This window comes from Vibrio furnissii CIP 102972 (genome assembly GCF_000176175.1).
GTDB lineage: Bacteria > Pseudomonadota > Gammaproteobacteria > Enterobacterales > Vibrionaceae > Vibrio > Vibrio furnissii.
The window spans coordinates 1,234,756-1,257,282 of the sequence record NZ_ACZP01000014.1; the positions used below are offsets into that span (position 1 = coordinate 1,234,756).

General features: G+C 53.7%; 20 protein-coding genes and 1 pseudogene. 13 read left to right on the forward strand and 8 right to left on the reverse strand.

The annotated features are described in order from the left end of the window. Window positions 1-12: 12 nt before the first annotated feature. Entirely contained in the window at window positions 13-1,083 is a 1,071-nt protein-coding gene (locus VFA_RS15775; RefSeq protein WP_004727858.1) for a TRAP transporter substrate-binding protein, read from the reverse strand. A gap of 222 nt (window positions 1,084-1,305) precedes the next feature. Here VFA_RS15775 and VFA_RS15780 point away from each other — a divergent pair, with 222 nt between their 5' ends. From VFA_RS15780 to VFA_RS15790, 3 genes are read left to right on the forward strand one after another with little or no spacing between them, the layout of a single operon-like run. Then, entirely contained in the window at window positions 1,306-2,682 is a 1,377-nt protein-coding gene (locus VFA_RS15780) for a cache domain-containing protein (RefSeq protein WP_004727859.1), read from the forward strand. Next, window positions 2,679-3,308, forward strand: a complete 630-nt coding sequence (locus VFA_RS15785; protein ID WP_004727860.1) for a response regulator — start codon at window positions 2,679-2,681, stop codon at window positions 3,306-3,308. The genes VFA_RS15780 and VFA_RS15785 overlap by 4 nt, the downstream gene beginning before the upstream one ends. After that, window positions 3,308-4,291, forward strand: a complete 984-nt coding sequence (locus VFA_RS15790; RefSeq protein ID WP_004727861.1) for a LysR family transcriptional regulator — start codon at window positions 3,308-3,310, stop codon at window positions 4,289-4,291. The genes VFA_RS15785 and VFA_RS15790 overlap by 1 nt, the downstream gene beginning before the upstream one ends. Before the next feature lie 57 nt (window positions 4,292-4,348). Here the strand turns inward: VFA_RS15790 and VFA_RS15795 are convergent, their stop codons facing one another. Together VFA_RS15795 and VFA_RS15800 are read right to left on the reverse strand one after the other, a co-directional pair. Continuing rightward, a complete protein-coding gene (locus VFA_RS15795; protein ID WP_004727862.1) occupies window positions 4,349-5,071 on the reverse strand; it encodes a glutamine amidotransferase in 723 nt (240 codons plus the stop codon). Window positions 5,072-5,304: 233 nt separating this feature from the next. Then, a complete protein-coding gene (locus VFA_RS15800) occupies window positions 5,305-6,447 on the reverse strand; it encodes an iron-containing alcohol dehydrogenase (protein WP_004727863.1) in 1,143 nt (380 codons plus the stop codon). Between the two features lie 357 nt (window positions 6,448-6,804). On the opposite strand from VFA_RS15800, the gene VFA_RS15805 reads away from it, so the two are divergent. Together VFA_RS15805 and VFA_RS15810 are read left to right on the forward strand one after the other, a co-directional pair. Continuing rightward, window positions 6,805-7,608, forward strand: a complete 804-nt coding sequence (locus VFA_RS15805) for a MetQ/NlpA family ABC transporter substrate-binding protein (protein WP_004727864.1) — start codon at window positions 6,805-6,807, stop codon at window positions 7,606-7,608. Between the two features lie 228 nt (window positions 7,609-7,836). Beyond that, window positions 7,837-8,076: a YdcH family protein gene (locus VFA_RS15810; RefSeq protein ID WP_004727865.1), complete on the forward strand. Its 240-nt coding sequence runs from the start codon at window positions 7,837-7,839 to the stop codon at window positions 8,074-8,076. A gap of 281 nt (window positions 8,077-8,357) precedes the next feature. Here VFA_RS15810 and VFA_RS15815 read toward each other — a convergent pair whose 3' ends face one another. After that, window positions 8,358-9,095, reverse strand: coding sequence for an AraC family transcriptional regulator (locus VFA_RS15815; protein WP_004727866.1), 738 nt, complete (start codon window positions 9,093-9,095; stop codon window positions 8,358-8,360). A gap of 139 nt (window positions 9,096-9,234) precedes the next feature. Here VFA_RS15815 and VFA_RS15820 point away from each other — a divergent pair, with 139 nt between their 5' ends. From VFA_RS15820 to yghU, 6 genes and pseudogenes are all read left to right on the forward strand, one after another. Further along, window positions 9,235-9,624, forward strand: coding sequence for a nuclear transport factor 2 family protein (locus VFA_RS15820; protein WP_004727867.1), 390 nt, complete (start codon window positions 9,235-9,237; stop codon window positions 9,622-9,624). A 278-nt stretch (window positions 9,625-9,902) separates the two neighbouring features. Then, entirely contained in the window at window positions 9,903-10,946 is a 1,044-nt protein-coding gene (gene pstS, locus VFA_RS15825; protein ID WP_004727868.1) for a phosphate ABC transporter substrate-binding protein PstS, read from the forward strand. A gap of 19 nt (window positions 10,947-10,965) precedes the next feature. After that, a pseudogene (gene pstC, locus VFA_RS15830) lies at window positions 10,966-11,930 on the forward strand (phosphate ABC transporter permease subunit PstC). Next, window positions 11,927-12,754 carry a phosphate ABC transporter permease PstA gene (gene pstA, locus VFA_RS15835; RefSeq protein ID WP_004727869.1) on the forward strand — a complete coding sequence of 276 codons (828 nt, stop codon included), beginning with the start codon at window positions 11,927-11,929 and terminating at the stop codon, window positions 12,752-12,754. The pseudogene pstC and the gene pstA overlap by 4 nt, the downstream one beginning before the upstream one ends. A gap of 5 nt (window positions 12,755-12,759) precedes the next feature. After that, window positions 12,760-13,599 (forward strand): phosphate ABC transporter ATP-binding protein PstB, encoded by an 840-nt coding sequence (gene pstB, locus VFA_RS15840; protein ID WP_004727870.1) that lies wholly within the window; start codon window positions 12,760-12,762, stop codon window positions 13,597-13,599. Window positions 13,600-13,852: 253 nt separating this feature from the next. Continuing rightward, window positions 13,853-14,713, forward strand: a complete 861-nt coding sequence (yghU, locus tag VFA_RS15845) for a glutathione-dependent disulfide-bond oxidoreductase (protein WP_004727871.1) — start codon at window positions 13,853-13,855, stop codon at window positions 14,711-14,713. Between the two features lie 120 nt (window positions 14,714-14,833). Here the strand turns inward: yghU and VFA_RS15850 are convergent, their stop codons facing one another. After that, window positions 14,834-16,507 (reverse strand): electron transfer flavoprotein-ubiquinone oxidoreductase, encoded by a 1,674-nt coding sequence (locus VFA_RS15850; RefSeq protein ID WP_004727872.1) that lies wholly within the window; start codon window positions 16,505-16,507, stop codon window positions 14,834-14,836. A 300-nt stretch (window positions 16,508-16,807) separates the two neighbouring features. Between VFA_RS15850 and VFA_RS15855 the strand changes: the two genes are divergently transcribed. Then, window positions 16,808-17,560: an electron transfer flavoprotein subunit beta/FixA family protein gene (locus VFA_RS15855; protein WP_038151963.1), complete on the forward strand. Its 753-nt coding sequence runs from the start codon at window positions 16,808-16,810 to the stop codon at window positions 17,558-17,560. A gap of 17 nt (window positions 17,561-17,577) precedes the next feature. Further along, window positions 17,578-18,516: an electron transfer flavoprotein subunit alpha/FixB family protein gene (locus VFA_RS15860; protein WP_004727874.1), complete on the forward strand. Its 939-nt coding sequence runs from the start codon at window positions 17,578-17,580 to the stop codon at window positions 18,514-18,516. A gap of 665 nt (window positions 18,517-19,181) precedes the next feature. Here VFA_RS15860 and VFA_RS15865 read toward each other — a convergent pair. The 3 genes from VFA_RS15865 to pdhA are packed head-to-tail and all read right to left on the reverse strand — an operon-like array spanning window position 19,182 to window position 22,388. Continuing rightward, entirely contained in the window at window positions 19,182-20,324 is a 1,143-nt protein-coding gene (locus VFA_RS15865; protein ID WP_038151966.1) for a dihydrolipoamide acetyltransferase family protein, read from the reverse strand. Then, entirely contained in the window at window positions 20,321-21,304 is a 984-nt protein-coding gene (locus tag VFA_RS15870) for an alpha-ketoacid dehydrogenase subunit beta (RefSeq protein WP_004727876.1), read from the reverse strand. The genes VFA_RS15865 and VFA_RS15870 overlap by 4 nt, the downstream gene beginning before the upstream one ends. Further along, entirely contained in the window at window positions 21,297-22,388 is a 1,092-nt protein-coding gene (pdhA, locus tag VFA_RS15875) for a pyruvate dehydrogenase (acetyl-transferring) E1 component subunit alpha (protein ID WP_004727877.1), read from the reverse strand. The genes VFA_RS15870 and pdhA overlap by 8 nt, the downstream gene beginning before the upstream one ends. Window positions 22,389-22,527: the final 139 nt, after the last annotated feature.

The following is a 22,527-nucleotide window of genomic DNA, read 5'->3' on the forward strand; positions in this document are numbered from 1 at the left end:
CGGCGAGAGTGATTATTGCGTGTGTGATTTACGTGGCAGGAAGGCGTTCTCTTCCCACAGCGCGTAATCGTGGCGGAACTTGCTCAGGTCGTCCCACACTTTGGCAAAGAACGGGTCGGCTTTTTTCTTCTCGTCGACCACTTCCATCCAGGTGGTTTCAAACAGGTTGAGCATGGTGTCGTTCCAGTAGCGGATCTCCACGCCATTCTGCTGCGCTTTTTGCATCGCGGAGTATTGAATCGCTTCGCCTTCGGCAATCGAGTAGGTCATGGTCGCCATACAGGTGGTTTCCACGGCGCTCTGCTGCGCTTTGTCCATCTTCTTCCAGGTGTCTTTGTTGATCAGCAGCTCAAACACTGTTGATTGTTGGTGCCAGCCCGGGAAGTAGTTGTATTTCACGATCTTGTAGAAACCGAGGCGTTCATCAATGGCAGGCTGAGAGAATTCAGACGCATCAATCGCGCCTTTTTCCAGTGCGCCGAAAATCTCGCCGCCCGGCATCTGCACCGTGCCCACCCCCAGTTTTTCCATCACCGACGCGCCAAGGCCAAAGAAGCGCATGTTGAGGCCTTTCAGATCCTCTGGTTTTTCAATGGGCTTTTTAAACCAGCCGGACGTTTCCGGAGAGATGATGGCACACGGCAACACTTTGACGTTGTAACCGCCTTGATCGTACATCTCTTGGTAGAGTTTCAGGCCGTTACCGAAGTAGAGCCACGCCATGTATTCACCGGCTTCCGGGCCAAAGGGGACTGAAGAAAAGAGGGCGGCGGCCGGAAGGGTGCCTTGCCAGTAACCAGCGGTGGCGTAACCGGAGTTTACTTTACCGGTTGAAACGGCATCGAGAATTTCTGCCGGATTCACCAGTTTGCCGGGTTCATAAATTTTCATTTTGATGGTGCCGCCGGAGGTATCGGTGATGTGGTCGGCGTACCATTGAATCGGGGTGCCGAGCGCAGGCAAATGCGTCCCGAACGCGACCGGGGTTTTGAGCAGAATCTTTTCCGCCGCCTGAACATTAAACGTGAGTGCTGTCGCCGCAATCGAAAGGCTGGTGGCAAGTGCAACTTGAGTGAAAGCCATTGCTAACTCCTGTGGGGTAAGTTCCTTGTTTTGAGTGTAAAAATGTGAACATCCCAAGCTCATTCATGTTAATGGGATGTTACATTTAGTCTCAAGTGTAGAGGGCGAAACGCATCGCCTCTATTGGGAAAACTGCGCAAATTTTGTCAGTAATATGTGCAGAAAATGGCGAGTTTTGTCCGTAAAACTACGTACACAACCAAGGATGAGGCCAGAGTTTCCATGGGATTGATCAGTAACCGTAAGCTGACGGTGAATATCTTGTTGCTGTCGATTGTGCCGCTGATTGTGGTGGTCGGCATTGTGGCCAGCATTCTGTTCAGTCAGGCCAGAACGCTGGTGGCAGATCAGGTGCAGCTCACGCGCAATAATGTGCTGGCTGCAAAACGTCAGGAGTTGCAACAGTACGTCGAACTGGCGCTGAAAAGTATTGAACCCTACTACCGCGATGCGCAGCTGGAAGAAGCCGAGGCCAAGCGTTTGGTGTCGGAAAAGCTCAGTCAGCTCACCTATGGACGCGACGGCTATTTCTTTGTCTACACTTGGGGCGGCGAAGCGCTGGTGCTGCCGTATCAGCCGGAACGTGTCGGGCGTAATTGGTGGAACGTGGAAGACTTTCACGGTAAAAAACTGCTGCAGGCGCTGATTGAAGTGTCCAAACAGGGCGGTGGATTTGTCGAATACTACTGGCACAAGCCGTCGACGCAGGAGCCGCTGCCTAAACTGAGTTACGCCATCGCGCTGGAAAAATGGGGCTGGATGCTCGGCACCGGCGTCTATTTGGATGATATCGAGCGTCAGATTCAGCACATGCAAAGCGGCTTTGACCAGAACATCGGTAAAAGCAGCAGCGCTTTGTTTGGCGTGGTGTTTATTGCGGTGTCGGTGATTGCCGGGCTGGGCGCATCGCTCAACCTCAATGTGCGCCGTATGGCGAACGAGCAACTGAGCCAGTTGAACCAGCAGATCATCAATTCGCAGGAAAATGAGCGCCAGCGCGTGTCGCGAGAATTGCACGATGGCGTGAACCAGTTGTTGGTGGCCGCCAAATACCGGATTGATAACGTGCAGCGCGAGCAGGATGAGCAGCGTAAGCAAACCGAGCTGGAAGCGAGCAAAGCGGTGATGGAGCACGCGATTGTCGAGCTGCGGCGTATCTCGCGTGATTTGCGCCCACCGCAGCTGGACGATTTGGGGCTGGTGGCGGGCATTGAAGCGTATCTCAATGATCTGCGCCGCCGCACCGATTTGGAACTGGTGTTTGAACACGATATCGACGGCGTCGAGATGGTGGCCGAAGTGGAAACCACCTTGTATCGCGTGGTGCAGGAGTCGCTGCATAACGTGGAAAAACATGCCGATGCCAGTGGCGTGGATGTGGTGATGCAGCGCGAAGGACGGCTGCTGATCCTCACCATCAGCGACGATGGCAAAGGCATCACCAAAGAGCGATTGAAACAGAAAACAGCGCCGCAGGATCACATGGGGCTGCAAAATATGAAGGAACGGGTACAGGCCATTGGAGGCCAGTTTTCGGTGTCGAGTGAGGTGGGTGAAGGCACCGAAATTCGCGTCAGTTTGGACATGGAGTTTGTATGATAAAGCTAGTATTGGCCGATGATCACCGCTTAATGCAGGATGGTCTGAAATCGCGTCTGGAACGGGAAGATAACCTCAGCATTCTGGCTTGTGTCGGTACGGGAGACGACGCACTGGACATGACGCGCAAGCTCAAGCCGGATGTGCTGCTGCTCGACATCAACATGCCGCGCATGAACGGTTTGGAGGTCTTGGAGCGCATTCAGCAGTCGAATCTCAATACCTCGGTGATCATGCTGTCGATGCACGACAGCAAAGACTACGTGATTCGCGCCGTGAAAGCAGGTGCAAAAGGGTATGTGCTCAAAGACGTCAGCTCGGATGAACTGGTGCTCGCGATCAATCAGGTCGCGCAGGGGCGCTCGTACCTCTGCCCGCAGGCGTCGGATAAGCTGCTGGCGCAGTTCAACGAAAAGCCCGCAGAGCGTGATGAAACGCTGTCGAAACGCGAATCGGATGTGCTGAAAGCCATTGTCAGCGGTTGTGGCAATAAAGACATCGCCGATACGCTGCACATCAGCGTGCGCACGGTGGAAACGCATCGCTTGCGCATCAAAAAGAAACTCGGCGCGTCATCGACCGCCGCGCTGGTGAAACTGGCGCTGGAAAAAGGCTTGGTGAACTGATGGCGGGGCCACTGCTTTCCAGTCGCCAGCCGATTCTGGATAAGATCCTGTTCTTTTGCGTGGTGATGCAAACCGGATCGTTCAAAGCCGCCGCGCAGCGACAGGGCATTTCCGCCGCCGCAGGCAGCCGATGGGTCAAAGAGCTGGAAGAGACGCTATCGGTTGAACTCATCAAACGCAGCACGCGCCAGCTGGCCGCGACCCAAGCGGGGCAACTGTTGTACGAACGCTTTGCGCCGATGATTGGTGAGATCGATACGTTGTGCGAAGCGGTGCAAAACCTCAGCGAGCAGCAGCAAGGCGAAATCCGCCTCTCGTCAACGCCACTGTTTGCCCGCCAGTATCTGACCAAAATCGTCGCTGAATACATGGCGCTGCATCCTAAAGTGCATTTCAAAATCTTTATTGAAGCGGGCGAGTTTGACCCGCTCACCATCGATTTTGCCTTTCGCGCCCTCGCCACGTATGACGGTGAGCCGGTGGAAGATTCGCTGCTGATCCGCAAACGCCTGCTCAGTGAGCCGCTGTATTTGTGCGCCTCGGAACGCTATCTGACCGAAGCGGGCACGCCGACCACGCCGCAGGCGCTGAAAGCGCATCGCTGCTTGTATGCACGCACCTTATTGGGCGGCAATCGCTGGTGTTTTGAGCGCGACGAGCAGCCGGAGATCGTCACCATTCGCGATGCGCTGGAGTGCGACAATAGCGAAATGCTGCTCAATCTTGCGCAGCAAAGTGCGGGCATTGCCTATCTGCCGCATTCGCTGGTGGAGCCGTGTTTGCGCAGCGGCGAATTGCATCATGTGATGCCGCAATATCGCTGCGCGAGCTTTGACATCTTTCTTTACTATCGGCCACGGCACCCGATGCCAGAGCGTTGCGCCAGCTTTAAACGTTACCTGCTTGAGCGGGTGGAAACGCTGCAACAACAAGGGCCAGCGCATGACGCTGACCCAAAGCGTGCTGTGCATGCCGCGCCTTAACGCGCGGATCTTTGCACAGAGGTGTGCGTGACGCTGTGCGTGGAAGTGAGAGTGCGCTTACTGCGCCTGACAGCAGACGCGGGCAAATTGCAGCAGGACCTGTTTGGCTTGCTCGGTTTCGGCGACCTGAGCGCTTTTCGCTGGGTAGTCGTCTTCAAATTCGTGTTTCAGGCCATCAAGCGACATCTGCATGATCTCGGGTGTGAATTCCGGGTGGAACTGCACGCCCCAACACGCAGGGCCGACACGGTAAGCATGATGGGGTTCAAAATCGCTGCGCGCGAGATGAACGGCGCTTTCTGGTAGCGCCAGCACCGATTGGTAATGGACCGCTTGCGCGCCAAATTGCTCAGGCAAATGCGCGAAAATCGCATAGTCATTCGCCGCAGGTTCTTTGGCGATCTGCACTGTGCCGATTTCCAAGCCTTGCGGGTGATAACCGACAACGCCACCGAGCGCTTGGGCAATCAACTGATGGCCAAAGCAGATACCCAGCAGGGGAATTTGGCGCTCAACCAATTGAACAATTTCGTCGGATAACCGCAACATCCACGGCTTTTTCTCGGAAGCCATCGCCAGCGAACCCATGATGATGACACCCGCTAAGGTGTCGAAATTCGGCAGTGCGTGCTGCACGCCGTCATGGAATTCGATGTGAATGTCGTGCTGCTCAACGCCCTGCGAGCGAATCGCGCGCAGCGCCCACTCTTCAAAATCCCCGAACTTTTCTAATTGAGCTTGCGGCGCCTGACCGACATTGACGATGAGTAGTGTTTTCATACGCTTCCTTACGATGGATGTTTCTACCTGTGCCGTTGAACACGGCTGAATTTGATGCGCTGAGTCGACGATGAAGTCCACTCAGGTCAATAAATACGACTCACCATATCATGTCGAGGCGTTGGCGTATTGTAATTTGACGACATGGGGAAGATGGGAACAGAGGCGTTTGGTAAATAAAAAAGCTGAAAGTTTCCTTTCAGCTTTGGTTGTGCTTCGGATTTGTGTGGTGGTTATACCGATTGAGCGTACAGTTCGATGACCTGTTCTTGGGTCATCGCGATGGGGTTGCCGCCTGCGCATGGGTCGGCCATGGCATCGTTGACCCACGCCAGTGTGTCGGTTTCTGTGATGCCCAATTCGCCAAAACCAGCGGGAATCCCAACACGTTGATTGAGCGCTTTGATGGCGTCAATCGCGGCGAAGCTCGCTTCTTCCTCACTCATGGCAGACGTATCGACGCCCATTGCGCGAGCGATATTGGCAAACTTTTCCACACGCGCCGGGCGGTTAAATTCACACACAATCGGCAGCAAAATGGCGTTGCATACGCCGTGCGGTAGATCCTTTTGCGCGCCAGCAGGGTGCGCCATCGCGTGCACCATGCCCAAGCCCGCGCTGTTGAACGACAGGCCCGCGACAAATTGGCCGTACGCCATCATCTCGCGCGCTTCAAGGTTGCTGCCGTCATCCACCGCGCTAGGCAGATGCTGCGCGATCAATTTAATCGATTCCAGAGAGATGTAATCGGTGAGCGTATGCGCGCCCACGGAAACGTAAGATTCGATCGCGTGCGTGAGCGCATCAATGCCAGTCGCCGCGGTGACGGCACTCGGAATGCCCAGCATCACGCTTGGATCGTTCACCGACACATCGGGAATGATTTTGTCGGAAATGATGACGTGTTTGACGTGCGTGGCGGTGTCGGTAATCACCGCGTTGCTGGTGACTTCGGCTGCCGTGCCTGCGGTGGTGTTGATGGCGTAGAGCGGCGCACCAAGTTGGGCCACTTTTTCGATGCCATTGTAGGCCGAAATTGGGGTTGGGTTGGCCGATAAAATGCGAATTGCTTTGGCGGTGTCAATCGCGCTGCCGCCGCCAAAACCAATGACGTATTGCGCGCCGCACTGTTCAAATGCGTTCAGTGCGCTGGCGACGGTGTGGGTATCTGGGTTGGGGCGAACTTGGCTGAACAGGGTGAGGTTTAAGTTGGAATCAGTCAGCTTCTTGGCAAAGCCCAACTCAACCATGGCCGGGTCGCAAATCAGCAGGCCGGGTGCGTTGTCATGGGTTTGTTGTAAACGCTCAACGAGCGCTTCAATCGCGCCCACACCGGATAAATTGATTTTGGGAAATGCGAGTTTAAATACAGTCATCACTGCCTCATCTAATGAAATAAAAACTGAAATAAAGGGATTTGTCTGAAGGCATTAAATCGCGTGCTGGGGGAAATTAACTTGAAAAAAAGACCGAATCAAAACCACGTTGGGCGGTTTTTTCTAGATGCCACTTGATGGGTTCACAAATTCATCGGCTGGTGCTGTGCTCACCGTCATCGTTGTGGGCACGCAAGAGACACTGTTGTGGGTGAGTGGTCGCCATTGCGTGTCATCGCTCGCATGGTCTAAGGCGTAAAAAATTGAGTTGCACAAAAATTTTGCGAGAGTAGTATAGCGGTTTAGATGGCTAAACGTCTATTGGCGTAAACGCTCGCACAGAACACGGAGAAGAAAATGAAAGGATTGAAGAAAGTCGGTCAGTGGGCATTGGTGGCAACCCTGTTTGCCGGGGTAACCGCGTGTGGTCAACAGGATCAAGCGGAGATCAAAGTCGGTGCCACAGTTGGTCCGCATGCCCAAGTGGTGGAAGCGGTTGCCAAAGAAGCGGCGAAGCAAGGTTTAAAGGTCAAAGTGGTGGAGTTTTCCGACTACATTACGCCGAACGCGGCGTTGGAAGATGGCAGCATCGATATCAACAGCTACCAACATCAACCGTTTTTGACCAACTACAACAGCAGCCACGATTCGCATTTGGTGTCGATTGGTGAATCGATTCTGATGCGTATGGGTGTGTACTCAAACAAATACCACGCGATTGAAGATTTGCCAGACGGCGCGCGCATCGCGATTCCAAACGATCCCACCAACGGCGGCCGCGGCTTGTTGCTGTTTGCTGATGCAAACTTAATCAAACTGCGCGATGGCGTGGGTTTCAAAGCGTCATTGAACGACATCGTCGACAACCCAAAACACTTCCAGTTTATCGAAGTGGATGCGGCGCAACTGCCACGCACACTGGATGACGTCGACGCTGCGGCGATCACCATGAACTATGTGATGTCTGCGGGTCTGGATCCGAAAAAACAGGGCATTTATCTTGAGTCGAAGCAAGCGCCGCTGGCGGTGATGGTGATTGCAACGCGTGAGAAAGACAAAGATAACGAAGCGTACAAAAAATTTGTGCAAATCTATCAATCACAGCCGATTCGCGATTTCTTGGATGAAACCTTCAAAGGCACCATTGAACCGGCTTTTTAAGCATTTTCTTTACATTTCGCTGCCAGTTTTACTCAGTCATTGAATATAACTCGCCATCGAAGTTCCCTTCGGTGGCTTTTTTCTTTTGATCATTGGGGCAAGATCGCAGATGCGCGAACAGTTTGATTGATGAACTTGAGTCATGAGTAGAGCGTGCTAGAGTTAGGGATAGTGCTGCTTAAAAAGTGAGCAGTGCGTTTGTGTCACCCATTAACTCACGAGGTTTCTATGCTAGGCGAAAATCACTCTTTAGCGAACGAATATCCAGAACACTTGGATACCATCAGTCAGCTAACCGCGAGCGATGAGGCATTTGCAGCAAATGCGTCGAACTACAATTCACTAGACAGAGAAATTCGAAAACTGGAGCTCAGAGGCGCGCCGATTGACGACCACTCCATGAATTCGATGAAACTCAACCGAGCAGAGCTGAAAGACTGGCTACATGGCAAAATTATGGGCATGTAACCCGCCACGCGACCGGTGAGTTTACACCGGATCAGCCAAGGCCGCCGAACACGATGCCGTGTCACGCGTGCCAGACGAGAAGCCACCCGGCCGGGTGGTTTTTTCATGCGCCCAAAATGGATTTCCTGTACCAAATGGATTTCTCGCACCAAATGACTTTCTCGTACTAAATTACTTTCTCGCACCAAAGTACTTTCCCGCACCAAATGGCTTTCCCGCATCAAATGACCTCATCGCCCATCATTAAAACATCGGCCTTGCATTCAAACTCCACCTTGCTGTTAAAACTGGCGTTGGCGGAGGTACAGCTTGGGCGTGACGCCGAATCGTTGGCGAAACAGTTGAATGTAGCTGCCGGTGTTGTCGTAGCCTGAGGCCAGCGCCACTTCGGTGATGCTTTTACCCGCCTCAAGCAAGCTTAGCGAGTGAAGCAGGCGGCTTTGCTGACGCCAATGCACAAATGTCATGCCCGTCTGCTGGCGAAACAGACGATGCAGCGTTCGGCTGCTGAGGCCAAAGCGTTCTGCCAGCGTCTCTTGGCTCAGGCGGTTTTCGGGTTCAGCAATCAAATAGTTGGCGACCTTGCGCGCTCGTTTGTCTTCCGGCAGTGGCAATTGCAACGGGGTGGCGGGGGCGTGCGAGATTTCACTGCCGAGCAGTGCTAGCCACGCCTGCTCACACGTGTCTGAAGCGTTATATTCGGTGCCAGACAGCCGTTTGATCAGCGCCGAAGTGAGATCGTCGCAACGAATCAGTTTGGGGGCCGGCATGGCATCCAACATCGTTGCGTCTTGCACATACAGCAATTCGCCTTCCACATCGGTAATCACCTCGGTTCGGTGCCGGCACCCGGCGGGGTTCCACGCTAAACAGCCGGAGGCCACCGTCCAGCGCTGCTGCTCGGCTTCGACCATCAAAATCCCTCGGTTCACCCAAAACAACTGACTTTCTAGATGAGTATGCCATCCGGTGACCGCGCTTTGCGGATGCTTGAGTGAGGCTCGGCGAATCACGCTCATTTGGCGGAAATTCCTTATCGTTTGTCTGAATGTCCAAATTCTGCCACGTAAAGCGGCTTTAGCATAGTGAACAACATGGCGCATCGAGCCAATAAGCACCCATGTTGCGGATTGAAATTGATGAACTGAGGAGAACACGATGGATCTGAAACACTTAACTCATGCCGCGCTGCTGGCGGTCATTGAAGCTGAGCATGTCGATGAGCGCGAGGTGGAGCGTTATTTCGCATCCAACTATCAACAAGTGGCCGATGGCGCTGTGTTGAACCTGAGCGAGTTTAAGCAGCACCTGCTGACTTTAAAACAACTGACGCAGTCGATGACCGTGACCGTTGTGGCGATGGCGCAGCAAGACGAACATGTGTTCAGTCGCCATCAGGTTCGCGTTGAGAAACGCACTGGAGAACGCAGTGTGGTGGAGGTGATTGCTCATTTTCAGTGGCAAGCGGGCAAAATTGTGCGCTGCGATGAACTGTCTCGCGTGATTGACGGTGACCGGAGCGACAGATCACTGGCCTCTGTGCGGTAATTCGGTGAACGGATTTTTGTGCGATTAGGTTGAACTCCGTCGAGTGAGGTTGATGGAAAATTGAGCGCTGCATAAGGCGCTCAAATCCTCTGATTTCAGATAACTAAACTTATCAAAAAATAACCAATATGATAAATATTCTTTTTAAATCAACGAAATAACAAATTCGTCACAAAAATGTCATCGCGAGTTTTTAGCGTGTCCCCAGTAGCGCGCTGTCGATTGACTGTACAAGGAAGTCGGTTCAGCGATTCTCAAAGAAACGATTGGGGTTCACGATGAAAATGATGAAATCTACGCTTTTGGTGTCACTGGCACTGTGTGCTTCTGGCTCGGCGTTTGCGGCCACCACATTGAATGGTGCGGGCGCGACGTTCCCATATCCGGTTTACGCCAAATGGGCGGAAGCGTACCAAAAAGAGACAGGTGTGCAAATCAACTATCAGGCGATCGGTTCTGGCGGTGGTATTCGTCAGATTGAAGCGAACACGGTTGATTTCGGCGGTACGGACGCACCACTGGATGTGACTGAACTGAACAAGGAAGACATGATTCAGTTTCCAATGGTGATGGGCGGTATCGTACCAGTGGTCAACGTTCCTGGTGTCAAAGCGGGCGAACTGAAACTGACGGGCTCTGTGCTGGCGGACATCTATCTGGGCAAAATCAAAAACTGGAACGATGCGGCGATCGCTAAGCTCAATCCGAACGAAAAGCTGCCTAAACTGCCTATCTACGTGGTTCACCGCTCTGACGGTTCAGGCACGACGTTCAACTTCACCGATTACCTGTCGCGCGTAAGCAGTGACTGGCAATCAAAAATTGGTGTGGGTAAAGACATCAACTGGCCAAGCGCGGCGACGGATATCGGCGGCAAAGGGAACGCGGGTGTTGCGAACTACGTGACACGCACCAAAGGCTCTATCGGTTATGTGGAATACGCTTACGCCACGCAAAATCATTTGGCTTACACCCAGCTGCAAAATAAAGCCGGCAAGTTTGTTAACCCAACAGCAGCGAGCTTCCAGGCCGCAGCGGCGAATGCCGATTGGGAACACGCTCCGGGCTTCAAACTGATCCTCAACGATCAGCCGGGCGCGGCAACGTGGCCGATGACCTCCGCGACATTCATTCTGATGCACAAAGATCAGAAAGACATGGCAAAAGCGCAGGCAATGCTGAAGTACTTCACTTGGAGCTATCAGCACCCAGAAATGGCACAAAACCTCGACTACGTGGCGATGCCGGAATCGGTCGTGAAACTGGTGAACAAGACCTGGAAACAGAATCTGGTTTCCGATGGTCAAGCCGTGGTTCGTTAAGCCAAGGATGCCCCGGTGTATGCCGGGGCACAGTCAGAGTGTTATGAATAAAGCGATTTCTCGATATCAGCCAGATAAGATTTTCTCCGCTGTCAGCTTCCTCAGCGCGCTGATGGTGTTTGCCGTGCTGCTCGGCCTCATCCTCTCTCTGCTTTCCGGCAGCCAGTCGGCGTTGTCGACGTTTGGTTTGTCGTTTGTCTATCGTGATGTCTGGGATCCGATTCACGGCGAGTTTGGCGCGGCTGCCGCCATTTACGGCACCTTGGTCAGCGCCTTCATTGCTTGTTTGATTGCGGTACCGCTGTCGCTCGGCATTGCGGTGTTTCTGTCAGAACTCGCACCGCGCTGGGTCAGCGCGCCTGTCGGTAAAGCGATTGAGCTGCTGGCTGCCATTCCCAGCATTATTTTCGGTATGTGGGGATTGTTTGTGTTCTGCCCGTGGTTTTCCGACCATTTTCAAATGTGGCCGGAGAGTATCTTGCGCAGTGGCCGCTGATTGGCCCGTTGTTCAATGGTCCCCCGATCGGGGTTGGCTTGCTCAGTGCCGGCATCATCCTCGCGTTGATGATTCTGCCGATCATCACGTCACTCACGCGCGATGCGCTGGCGTCGATTCCCAATATTCTGCGCGAAACGGCCTACGGCATTGGCGCGAATCCGTTTGAAGTGATCACCAAAGTGCTCTTACCAAGCGTGCGCCGCGCGGTATTGAGCGCCTGTATTCTTGGGCTTGGCCGCGCGTTGGGTGAAACCATGGCGGTGACGTTTGTGATTGGCGGAGCGAACCGCATTCAGGCGTCGCTGTTTATGCCGGCGACCTCAATTGCCTCGACCATCGCCCAGCAGTTTAACGAAGCGACGCAGCCGATTCACATTGCTTCACTATTGGGCCTTGGCGTGTTGCTGTTTGTCATTACGTTACTGGTGATGCTGATTGCAAATAAAATGCTGGCCGCGAACAACATGGGGGGCGTGAAAAAATGAACACCAGACGTATCAAAAACCGCATGTTTCAGCTTTTCTGTTACGGCTCGGCCGCCATGGGGTTGCTGGTTCTGGCGAGTATTCTCTACACCCTGATTTCACGGGGCTTGTCCGGCATCAATCTGGCGCTGTTTACTGAGATTACGCCAGGGCCGGGCAGTGCGGGTGGGTTGAAAAACGCCTTTATCGGCAGCCTGGAAATGACTTTTCTGTCGATCTTCATCGCCACACCGATTGCGCTGTTGGCAGGGACTTGGCTGGCGGAGCAGGAAGCCGACAGCAAGTGGGCGCAGGCAATTCGCTTTCTGAACAACATCCTGATGAGCGCGCCGTCGATATTGGTCGGCCTGTTTGTTTACGCGTTGATCGTCGTGCCAAGCGGCGGCTATTCGGGCTGGGCCGGGTGTATTGCGCTCGCTGTTCTGGCGCTGCCAACCATCATCGCCGGCACAGAAGAGATGCTTCGCTTGGTGCCAAGCACACTCAAAGAAGCGGGTCGTGGCCTCGGCGCGGCCAACTGGGTCGTGGTGTTCAAACTCTGCTACCGTTCAGCGGCTTCTGGCCTTATCACTGCGATTTTGTTGTCGTTTGCCCGTATTGCAGGGGAAACCGCGCCGCTGCTATTTACTGCGCTCAACAGCAATTTTATGTCGACCGATTTCTCCGGCCCGGTCGCGAATCTGCCCGTCACCATCTATCAATTTGCGATGAGTCCTTACGAGAGTTGGCAACAGCTGGCATGGTCGGGCGCGCTGATTGTCACCCTGTTCATTCTACTGGTGAACATCAGTGCCGCGCATTTGCCGAAACTTTTCAAAAGGTGAGAACCATGAATCACAACATAGCAACCACGATTTTGTCTCCGGCGACCACGGACACGGAGACTTCGGTTGACACTCTAGCCACCACGGCAAGCGAGGTGGTGCTGGATATTCGCGATCTGAATTTCTACTACGACCGCAAAGGGGAGCGCGCGTTAAAATCTGTGTCGCTGCCGATTTATCAACATCAGGTCACGGCGCTGATTGGCCCGTCGGGTTGTGGTAAATCCACCTTGTTGCGCTGCTTGAACCGAATTTACGCGCTGTATGGTCGTCAACATGCCGAAGGCATGATTGGCTATGAAGGTGCCAATTTGCTCGATTACGCAGACCTCAACGAGCTGCGATCTAAAATCGGCATGATATTCCAAAAGCCGACGCCGTTTCCGATGTCGATTGCCGAAAACATTGCCTTTGGTTTGCGTTTGCAAGGCCACCGCAAGGCACTGATCGAGCAGAAAATAGAACAAGCGCTTAAAGCGGCGCACTTGTGGCAGGAAGTGAAAGACAAGCTCCATGCCGATGCGCACAGCCTGTCTGGCGGTCAGCAGCAGCGTTTGTGTATCGCGCGCACCATCGCGCTGGAGCCGGATATCATTTTGATGGACGAACCCACTTCCGCGCTCGATCCGATTGCTACATCGGCGATTGAAGCGTTGATTGGCGAGCTGAAAGAGAACTTCACCATCGTGATTGTTACGCACAACATGCAGCAAGCGATGCGCATTTCCAATCACACGGCATTTATGTATCTCGGCGAGCTGGTGGAATTTGGCCCGACGCGTCAAATGTTCCATCAACCCAAACAAGCGCGTACCCGCCGTTATATTTCGGGCGACTTCGGATAAATCCGCCCACCAGAGCGGCTCTCTTGCACCGATGGGTCGCTCTGTTTTCTCTATCTTTGCGCATTGTTGTGCAGGCCATGCGGCAACGTTGGGGTTCTGCGTGCGGTGTCGCGCCGCGCCGATGCTTGGTTATGCTCACGCCGACCAAGCCATAACGGAAGGTTCTAAGTAAATGAGCCAATAGGGGTTTTTATCTTCGCCAATCACCCCTATATCTTGTAGTGCCGAACTCCAACAAAGATAAGGAAACACAATGGCAAACCAATACGTACCACCCAAAGTTTGGACCATGGACAGCGAAAACGGCGGTCAGTGGGCCAGTATCAACCGACCAGACTCCGGCGCGCGCCATGAGAAAACGCTACCGATTGGCGAGCACCCGATTCAGCTCTATTCGATGGGCACGCCGAACGGCCAGAAAGTGACCATCATGCTGGAAGAGCTGCTGGCGCTGGGCGTGAAAGACGCGGAGTACGATGCATTTTTGATTCGTATTGGTGATGGTGACCAGTTTGGTTCCGGCTTTGTTGACGTCAACCCGAACTCAAAGATCCCTGCCATGGTTGACCGTTCCGGCTCTGAACCGATTAATGTGTTTGAATCCGGCAACATCCTGTTTTATCTGGCTGAAAAATTCGGTCACTTGCTGCCAACCGAAGCGGCGCCACGTGCGCAGGTGATGAACTGGCTGTTCTGGCTGCAAGGCTCTGCGCCGTATCTGGGTGGTGGCTTTGGCCACTTCTACGCGTACGCGCCAGAGAAATTTGAATACCCGATCAACCGCTTTGCGATGGAAGCCAAACGTCAGTTGGATGTGTTGGATAAACAACTGGCGAAGGGCACCTTCATTGCGGGCGAAGCGTACAGCATTGCCGATATCGCAATTTGGCCTTGGTATGGCAACCTGGCGCTGGGCAACGCTTATAACGCGGCCGAGTTCCTTGATGTGCAGAGCTACACCCATGTACAACGCTGGGCGAAAATGATGGCTGAGCGTCCTGCTGTGCAGCGTGGTCGCATTGTCAACCGAACCATGGGCGAAGCGTGGGAGCGCATTGATGAGCGCCACAGCGCCGCGGATATCGATGCCGCTCTGGCGAAAAAGCCGGCCTAACGGCAGCTTAAGCGGCGCTCGCTAACCGCTTAATAAAACACGATCTCATCAAATGAAATAGCCACGACGTACCGTGGCTATTTTTGTGTCTGGTGAATAGTGTTTCGCACAAATCGCGGGTTACATATTGCGGTAGTTCGGGCCGCCGCCCCCTTCTGGCGGACACCAGATAATGTTCTGCGACGGATCTTTAATGTCGCAGGTTTTGCAATGCACGCAGTTGGCGGCGTTGATTTGAAAGCGCGGCACTTCATCGACCACAATCACTTCGTAGACACCCGCGGGACAGTAGCGCTGGGCTGGCTCGCCAAACTTAGGCAGATGCGTTTCAATCGGAATAGAAGGATCGGTCAGTTTCAGGTGACAAGGCTGGTTCTCTTCATGCTGCGTGCCGGACAGAAAGACTGATGAGGGTTTATCAAAGCTCAGCACGCCATCGGGTTTGGGATATTCGATGGGCGTGCAGCGTGAAATATCGATGATGCGGACATGGTCCGGGTGCGGATCTTCCATCTCCCATGGCGCAGCGCGCTTAAACAGCGGCACCCAAATATTCTGCTCGAAGCTATTGATGACGCCGCCCGCCACATTGCCAAAGCGGTGAATGGTGGCACAGAAGTTTTGTGACTGTTCGAGTTCTTCATATAACCAGGATGCCTTGAACAGCGACTCGTAATCGGGTTCAAAATGGCGTTGGTTGCCTGCATTGAGTGCATGCGTGATGGCTTCAGCCGCTAACATGCCGGATTTCATTGCGGTATGGCAACCTTTGATTTTGGCAAAGTTGAGCGTGCCGGCATCGCAGCCGATGAGCAAGCCGCCGGGAAATTGCTGTTTGGGCAAAGAATTCAAGCCGCCTTTGGCAATCGCGCGCGCGCCGTAAGCAATGCGCTGGCCGCCCGTTAAATGCTTGCTGATCGCCGGGTGATGTTTGAGGCGCTGAAACTCATCAAACGGGCTTAAATACGGGTTGTGATAGTTGAGGTCGGTGATCAACCCGATCGCAATCTGATTGTTGCCGAGCTTGTAGAGAAAGCTACCGCCCGTGGTGTGGGTTTCATTCAGCGGCCAGCCCAGGCCGTGAATCACTTCTCCCGCGTTGTTGTGCGGGTGATCCTCTGGCAGTTCCCAGATCTCTTTGATACCCAGCGCGTAGTGCTGCGGCTGCTTTCCTTCATCGAGTTTGAAATGCTCTATCAGCTCTTTCCCCAAATGACCGCGTGCGCCTTCGGCAAAAATGGTGTATTTGGCGTTCAGCGCAATGCCCGGTTCGAAATTGGCTTTCTGATTGCCCGTTTTGTCTAACCCCATATCTGAGGTGATGACCCCAATCACAGCGCCGCTTTCGTCATAATTGACGCTGGCCGCAGCAAAGCCGGGAAAGATCTCGACCCCCAAATTTTCAGCTTGTTTAGCGAGCCAACGACACAAGTCGGCCAAGCTCATGACGTAGCTTTGGTCTGAATTGCGCATGGTTTTGGGCGTCACAAAGTGGGGCAAGCGCACGTGGTTGTATTCGGTGGTGAGATAGAGAAATTCATCCGAACTGACTTTGGTTGTCAGCGGCGCATCCATGGTCTGCCAATCCGGAAACAGCTCATCGAGCGCCGTGGTTTCAAATAACGCGCCGGAGAGAATGTGCGCGCCCACTTCAGAGCTTTTCTCGACCACGCAAATGCTGACATTCGGCTCATGTTGTTGCTGGCAAATTTGCGCCATTTTACACGCACAAGCCAGCCCGGCTGGGCCTGCGCCAACAATCACGACATCAAACTCCATCGATTCTCGTTCCATGTTTTTCATCCATGCGTCAACGGTATTTATGGATTAAATATAGTCCAGTTGACGTAAACGTAAACTCAACTAAGCTCAAAGAGTAACCTCATTTAACCCATTGAGAATGGCAGAAAGCGGATGATTTTCTGGTGAGTTTGAATGGGTTTGGTGGTCAAAGGTGGTTGATATGCGGGATTTAACCAGTCCAGAAAGCACAATGTGTGGCTCGCGTTAAACAGTCATCACCGAGCAGTTTGATTCCACCAACATTCCCTAAGGTCCATTCACCAAGGATGACCAAGCGCTCAAGGAGGCTGTGTGAAAATCTTAGTAGCTGTTAAACGTGTCGTTGACGCTTACGTAAAGGTGAGAGTGAAAAGTGATGGCTCAGGCGTTGAAACCCACAACGTCAAAATGGCCATCAACCCGTTTTGCGAAATCGCGGTGGAAGAAGCGATTCGCCTGCGAGAGGCGGGCATTGCCGAAGAGGTGATTGTGGTTTCCGCGGGCGACGCCACTTGCCAAGAGCAACTGCGCGCCGCATTGGCACTCGGTGCCGACCGCGCGATTCACATTGAAACTGATGGCGCGCCAGAGCCGCTCAATGTGGCCAAACTGCTCAAAGCGGTGATGGCGAGCGAAGCGCCGGGGTTGGTGCTGCTGGGAAAACAGTCCATCGATACCGACAACAACCAAGTCGCGCAAATGCTGGCAGCGCTGACGGAGCGCCCACAAGGCACCTTCGCATCTAAAGTGGACGTGCAGGGCGACGCCGTGTTGGTCACGCGCGAGATTGACGGCGGGCTGGAGACGCTCAAGCTCGCTTTACCAGCCATCATCAGTACCGATTTACGCCTCAATGAACCGCGTTACGCCTCGCTGCCCAACATTATGAAAGCCAAGCGTAAACCGTTAGATGTCACCACGCCGGACGCCTTAGGCGTCACGCTCACCACGCATCAGCAAATCATGGACGTCATGCCACCACCTGAGCGCAAAGCGGGCGTGATGGTGGCCAGTGTGTCTGAGCTAGTGGATAAGCTGAAAAACGAAGCCAAAGTGATTGGCTGAAGGGACAGGAGCAACCGATGAGTGAACTCTCGATTTTAGTCATTGCCGAGCACAACAATCAGGTGTTGGCTGTGGATACATTGCGCACTTTGCAGGCGGCCAACGCAATTGGCGGGAAGGTGAGTGTACTTGTGATGGGCGCGGCGTGTGCATCAGTCGCTGAGGCGGCAAAAGCGTGTGCGGGGGTCAGCCATGTGCTACTGGCTGAGAGTCCCGCTTATGAACATCGCCTGGCAGAAAACGGCGCAGCGTTGGTGGCAGAAATCGCACGCAGCTACTCCCACGTGCTCGCACCGGCTACCACGTTTGGTAAAAACCTGCTGCCGCGAGTGGCTGCGCTGCTCGATGTGGGGCAACTTTCTGATGTGATTGCGATTGAATCGCCGGATACGGTGGTTCGGCCCATTTATGCAGGCAACGCGCTGGCCAAAGTGAAATCACTGGATGCAATCAAAGTGATGACGATTCGCAGCTCAGCCTTTGATGCCGTCGCCAGTACGGGAGGAAATGCGGAGGTGAAAACCGTTGATCACGCGATTGAATCGCTGACGTCGCAGTTTGTCTCGCAACAAAAAGTGGAAAGCGCGCGTCCCGAATTGCCTGTTGCCAGAGTGGTGATTTCCGGTGGCCGAGGTCTGGGGAGTAAAGAAAACTTCGCACTGGTGGAACAGCTTGCCGACAAACTCGGCGGCGCGATTGGCGCGTCACGTGCGGCGGTCGATGCCGGTTTCGTCTCCAATGATTTGCAAGTTGGTCAGACCGGTAAAATCGTGGCACCAGAACTTTACATTGCGGTGGGTATTTCCGGCGCGATTCAACACTTGGCGGGCATGAAAGATTCCAAAGTGATCGTCGCCATCAACAGCGACCCGGACGCGCCAATTTTCCAGATTGCCGATTACGGCTTGGTCGGGGATCTGTTTGAGATCATGCCCGCGTTGATTCAGTCGGTGTGAGATGAATTTATGGCTTTGGACATCCGTTTTTTCGCAGCGGTTAAAAACTTAATATTTATTGAGTTGATCCAGTTTTTTAATTCGAAATGATGTTTTTTGATAGTTTTGCAAAAGTTTCGACCTGGCAGTTGGTTCTGTTGGTCGAAGAAAGGGAGCACCGAGTCTGATTCTGGACTCACGAGTACTCCCTTTTTTACGACTACTTATTGTGCTGACAGATGACAATGGGGATGTACTTCATGGTGCCGTCCGGCATCTCACACATCACCAAAGGCCCTGTCGCGCTATTGCCTGCTTCACTTGCAGATAGCGCGCTACCACTAAAGATTGAAAAGCTGAGACAGGTAGCAAGCAAAAGTATTTTTCTAAACATAACCGCTCCTTAACGAGCTCACCTCAACATCGAGGTTTGAAAATAATTATGGACAAAAATACCACGCTTTCAAAATATATTGACGATGAATGACGCCGAAATCGCTCATTAATGATCTCTTTTATTGATAAAACACTGAAATTGTCCATTTTTTACTGTCTAGCATGCTTTTTAAAAGTTTGATGCACTTTTTTGTGGTCTCAGGTCTTGGTTTACTTACTTTTCGACGCAAATAAAAAACCACCTCGATCAAAAAAGGTGGTTTTTGTTCGCTGTTGAGAGCAACGTTACGTTACAACGCGCTTGGACGTTGCAGATCTTGCACCAGTGCGCGGGCAAAACGGGCCGCTTCACCGCCTGTACAGGCACGGTGGTCGAAGGTAATCGACAGCGGCATCGCTTTCACGTTCATCAATTGCTCGTCTTTGATCATCACTTTTTCGATGATGCGACCGGCACCAACAATGGTGACCTGAGGCGGTGACACGACTGGCGTCGCGAAGATCCCAGCAATCGCGCCGAAGTTGGATAACGTGATGGTGGCGTGTTGCAACTGTTCGCGGCCAATTTTGCGTTCGCGAATGCCTTGCACGGTGGTATCGAGCCATTCACGCATCGCTTGGGGTTCAAATGTATCCGCGCGGCGCAGTACCGGCACATATAAGCCGTGGGCGCTGTCGACTGCAATGCCGATATTGACGGTGCTGTGCACGCAGCGGGTCATGGTTTCGGCATCAAACCAAGCGTTCATTGCTGGCTCTTGCTGGCAGGCAGAAACAATCGCCTGAATGAGGCGAATCGAGATGTCTTCGCCCGGTTTCCACTCGGTCAGCAGCGCTTCTTCGGTGATGGTGACCGCCGCGACTTGCAGGTGCGATTCAGTCATGGTGTTGACCATGGTTCTTCGCGCGCCTTTGAGCACTTCCGTGCCGGGGAGCTGTTGGTCGGCGGCATTCTGCACATCACTCTCGACAATCAAACCATCGGGGCCGGTGCCTTGTAAACGCTGTAAATCCACGCCGAGACGCTGCGCCAGCAGGCGGGCGGCGGGTAGGGCGGAGAGTGATTTCTTCGTCGGATTGGCCTGCTCGCTGCTGCCCACCCAGAAGTCATCCACATCCACATTGTGTGACTGGTGGGAGACATTGCCGACCACGGTCGCTGCGTCGTGTTTTTTCTGGGGACTGGATATGGCGCTGTCGAGCTCTTCAATTTCCAGAAGCAAACTGCCGATGTTGATCACATCGCCTTCATTGCCGTAACGACTGATGATTTTACCCGCGTAAGGTGCGGGCACTTCAACCGTGGCTTTGGCGGTTTCCACCGTCAGGACGACCTGATCGACTTTGACCACATCGCCGACGTTGACATGCCATTCGACGATTTCTGATTCGGCTAACCCCTCACCGAGGTCGGGTAACATAAATGACTTCATTTCCAACCCTCCACTAACGCTCGCGCAGCCAGCACGATGTCTTGTTCCTGAATCATGAAATAGGCTTCATTTTTGTAGTAGGGCATGATGGTATCCATGCCGGTGACACGTTTGGGTGGCGCTTTGAGCAGACACATCGCCTGCTCCGCCACGCGCGCCAGAATTTCTGAGCCGACGCCGCAGGTTTTGCTGGCTTCATGCACCACCAGTAAACGCCCGGTTTTCTCCAGCGAACGCAAGATGGTGTTCATGTCGACCGGTTTGATGCTGGCCAAATCGATCACCTCCACTTCAATGCCTTGCGCGGACAAGGTTTTGGCTGCCTGTAATGATTCTACGACGCAGGCGCCCCAAGTGACCAACGTGACATCGCGGCCTTTACGCAGGGTAAAGCAGGTATCGAGTGGCAGGGCTTCACCGTTGTTGGTGACATCGGATTTGACGGTGCGATAGATGCGTTTCGGTTCAAAGAACATCACCGGATCGTTGCTGCGAATCGCGGCCAACAGCAAACCGTAGGCACGCTGAGGGGAAGATGGGACCACCACTTTAAAACCGGGCACGTGAGCAAACAGGGCTTCCACACTTTCCGAGTGGTGCTCGGGCGCATGTATCCCGCCCCCAAATGGCGCGCGGAACACGGCCGGGCAGGTCAGGCGGCCACGGGTGCGGTTGCGTATGCGCGCGGCATGGCACATCAAATGCTCCATCGCCGGAAACACAAAGCCCTGGAACTGGAACTCGGCCACCGGACGCAAGCCTTGGGTGGCCATGCCCACGGCCACACCGCCAATCAGCGCTTCAGCGAGCGGTGTGTCGATGACGCGTTTAAAACCAAATTGGTCTTTGAGGCCGACGGTGGCGCGAAATACACCGCCGTTGTCGCCGACGTCTTCGCCGAGCACAATCACATTCGGATCGTGTGCCATCTCATAGTGCAAAGCCAGGTTGACAGCTTCAACTAAGGTCATTTCAGCCATGTTTGCCTCCCTGCATGCGCATTGCTTTGTTGATCAGTTCATCACGCTGCGCGTGGAGATCCGACGTGAGCGATTCGTAGAGAAAATCGAACGCGGCTTCTGGCGGTTGCGGCGTGAGGTCGAGATAGCGCTGCACCGCATGTTCCACCACGTCCTTGCAGTGATCTAGCCACTGCTCTTCGTCCTGCTCGGTCCAGACGCCGCTGTTCATCAGATAGGTTTTCAATCGGGCAACTGGTTCAAATTGCCACGCCTGTTGCAGTTCATCGTCACTGCGATAGCGGCTGGCATCATCGGCGGTGGTGTGGTCGCTTAACCGATAGCTGACCGCTTCAATTAAGGTTGCGCCTTTGCCTTTGCGCGCCCGTTCCAAGCTGGTGCGCACCGCATCGTACATGGCCACAATGTCGTTGCCATCGACAGTTAGGCCGGGAATGCCGGCGCCCAGTGCTTTTTGAGATAAGAAATCTGCCGCACATTGCAGATGGCGCGGAACGGAAATCGCCCACTGGTTGTTGTTGACCACAAATACCAGCGGAATGTGCCACGCGCCCGCGCAGTTGATCGCTTCAAGGAAATCGCCTTTCGATGTCCCGCCGTCGCCACACATCACCAATGCTGCCTGATGATTGCCCTGAATTTTCAGTGCTGAGGCGACGCCCACGGCGTGGGTGCATTGGGTAGCGATCGGTACGCAAAATGGCAGGTCGCGACAATGCACATGTTCATCCGGCGTGAAATCACTGCCGCGCTCATCGCCGCCCCAGTATTGCAGGTTCTTTTCCATGCCGATGCCGCGTGCCCACATGGCTGGCATATCGCGATAATAGGGCACAAACACATCGTCCATTTTGAGCGCCCGGCCTACGGCAATACCGATGGCTTCTGCACCCAAATGGGACGGGTAGGTCCCGAGTTTACCGGTGCGTTGCAGCGCAACCGCTTTGTGATCGTAGGTTCGGGTCAGCAACATATCGCGATAAAAACCAGTCAGCGTTGACACATCGGCCCATTCGGGAAGCGGCTTAACCAGATTGCCATGGTGGTCGATAAATCGTTCCATGGGTAAGGCCTGAATATTCATCTCAAGCTCCTTTTGACGCTACGCATCGAAGATGGCAGCAATTCACATCGTTACGCCAAAGGTGATACCGAGACTGATGTGGAGCGAAATGCGCAGGTGGCAGCGTGATGGACAATTTTGAAATAGTGTCCTGCGAATT

Excerpts from the sequence above, each read along its gene's own strand:
- VFA_RS15775 (WP_004727858.1), bottom strand. The coding sequence starts at position 1,083 with ATGGCTTTCACTCAAGTTGCACTTGCCACCAGCCTTTCGATTGCGGCG.
- VFA_RS15780 (WP_004727859.1), top strand. The coding sequence starts at position 1,306 with ATGGGATTGATCAGTAACCGTAAGCTGACGGTGAATATCTTGTTGCTG.
- VFA_RS15785 (WP_004727860.1), top strand. The coding sequence starts at position 2,679 with ATGATAAAGCTAGTATTGGCCGATGATCACCGCTTAATGCAGGATGGT.
- VFA_RS15790 (WP_004727861.1), top strand. The coding sequence starts at position 3,308 with ATGGCGGGGCCACTGCTTTCCAGTCGCCAGCCGATTCTGGATAAGATC.
- VFA_RS15795 (WP_004727862.1), bottom strand. The coding sequence starts at position 5,071 with ATGAAAACACTACTCATCGTCAATGTCGGTCAGGCGCCGCAAGCTCAA.
- VFA_RS15800 (WP_004727863.1), bottom strand. The coding sequence starts at position 6,447 with ATGACTGTATTTAAACTCGCATTTCCCAAAATCAATTTATCCGGTGTG.
- VFA_RS15805 (WP_004727864.1), top strand. The coding sequence starts at position 6,805 with ATGAAAGGATTGAAGAAAGTCGGTCAGTGGGCATTGGTGGCAACCCTG.
- VFA_RS15810 (WP_004727865.1), top strand. The coding sequence starts at position 7,837 with ATGCTAGGCGAAAATCACTCTTTAGCGAACGAATATCCAGAACACTTG.
- VFA_RS15815 (WP_004727866.1), bottom strand. The coding sequence starts at position 9,095 with ATGAGCGTGATTCGCCGAGCCTCACTCAAGCATCCGCAAAGCGCGGTC.
- VFA_RS15820 (WP_004727867.1), top strand. The coding sequence starts at position 9,235 with ATGGATCTGAAACACTTAACTCATGCCGCGCTGCTGGCGGTCATTGAA.
- pstS (WP_004727868.1), top strand. The coding sequence starts at position 9,903 with ATGAAAATGATGAAATCTACGCTTTTGGTGTCACTGGCACTGTGTGCT.
- pstA (WP_004727869.1), top strand. The coding sequence starts at position 11,927 with ATGAACACCAGACGTATCAAAAACCGCATGTTTCAGCTTTTCTGTTAC.
- pstB (WP_004727870.1), top strand. The coding sequence starts at position 12,760 with ATGAATCACAACATAGCAACCACGATTTTGTCTCCGGCGACCACGGAC.
- yghU (WP_004727871.1), top strand. The coding sequence starts at position 13,853 with ATGGCAAACCAATACGTACCACCCAAAGTTTGGACCATGGACAGCGAA.
- VFA_RS15850 (WP_004727872.1), bottom strand. The coding sequence starts at position 16,507 with ATGGAACGAGAATCGATGGAGTTTGATGTCGTGATTGTTGGCGCAGGC.
- VFA_RS15860 (WP_004727874.1), top strand. The coding sequence starts at position 17,578 with ATGAGTGAACTCTCGATTTTAGTCATTGCCGAGCACAACAATCAGGTG.
- VFA_RS15865 (WP_038151966.1), bottom strand. The coding sequence starts at position 20,324 with ATGAAGTCATTTATGTTACCCGACCTCGGTGAGGGGTTAGCCGAATCA.
- VFA_RS15870 (WP_004727876.1), bottom strand. The coding sequence starts at position 21,304 with ATGGCTGAAATGACCTTAGTTGAAGCTGTCAACCTGGCTTTGCACTAT.
- pdhA (WP_004727877.1), bottom strand. The coding sequence starts at position 22,388 with ATGAATATTCAGGCCTTACCCATGGAACGATTTATCGACCACCATGGC.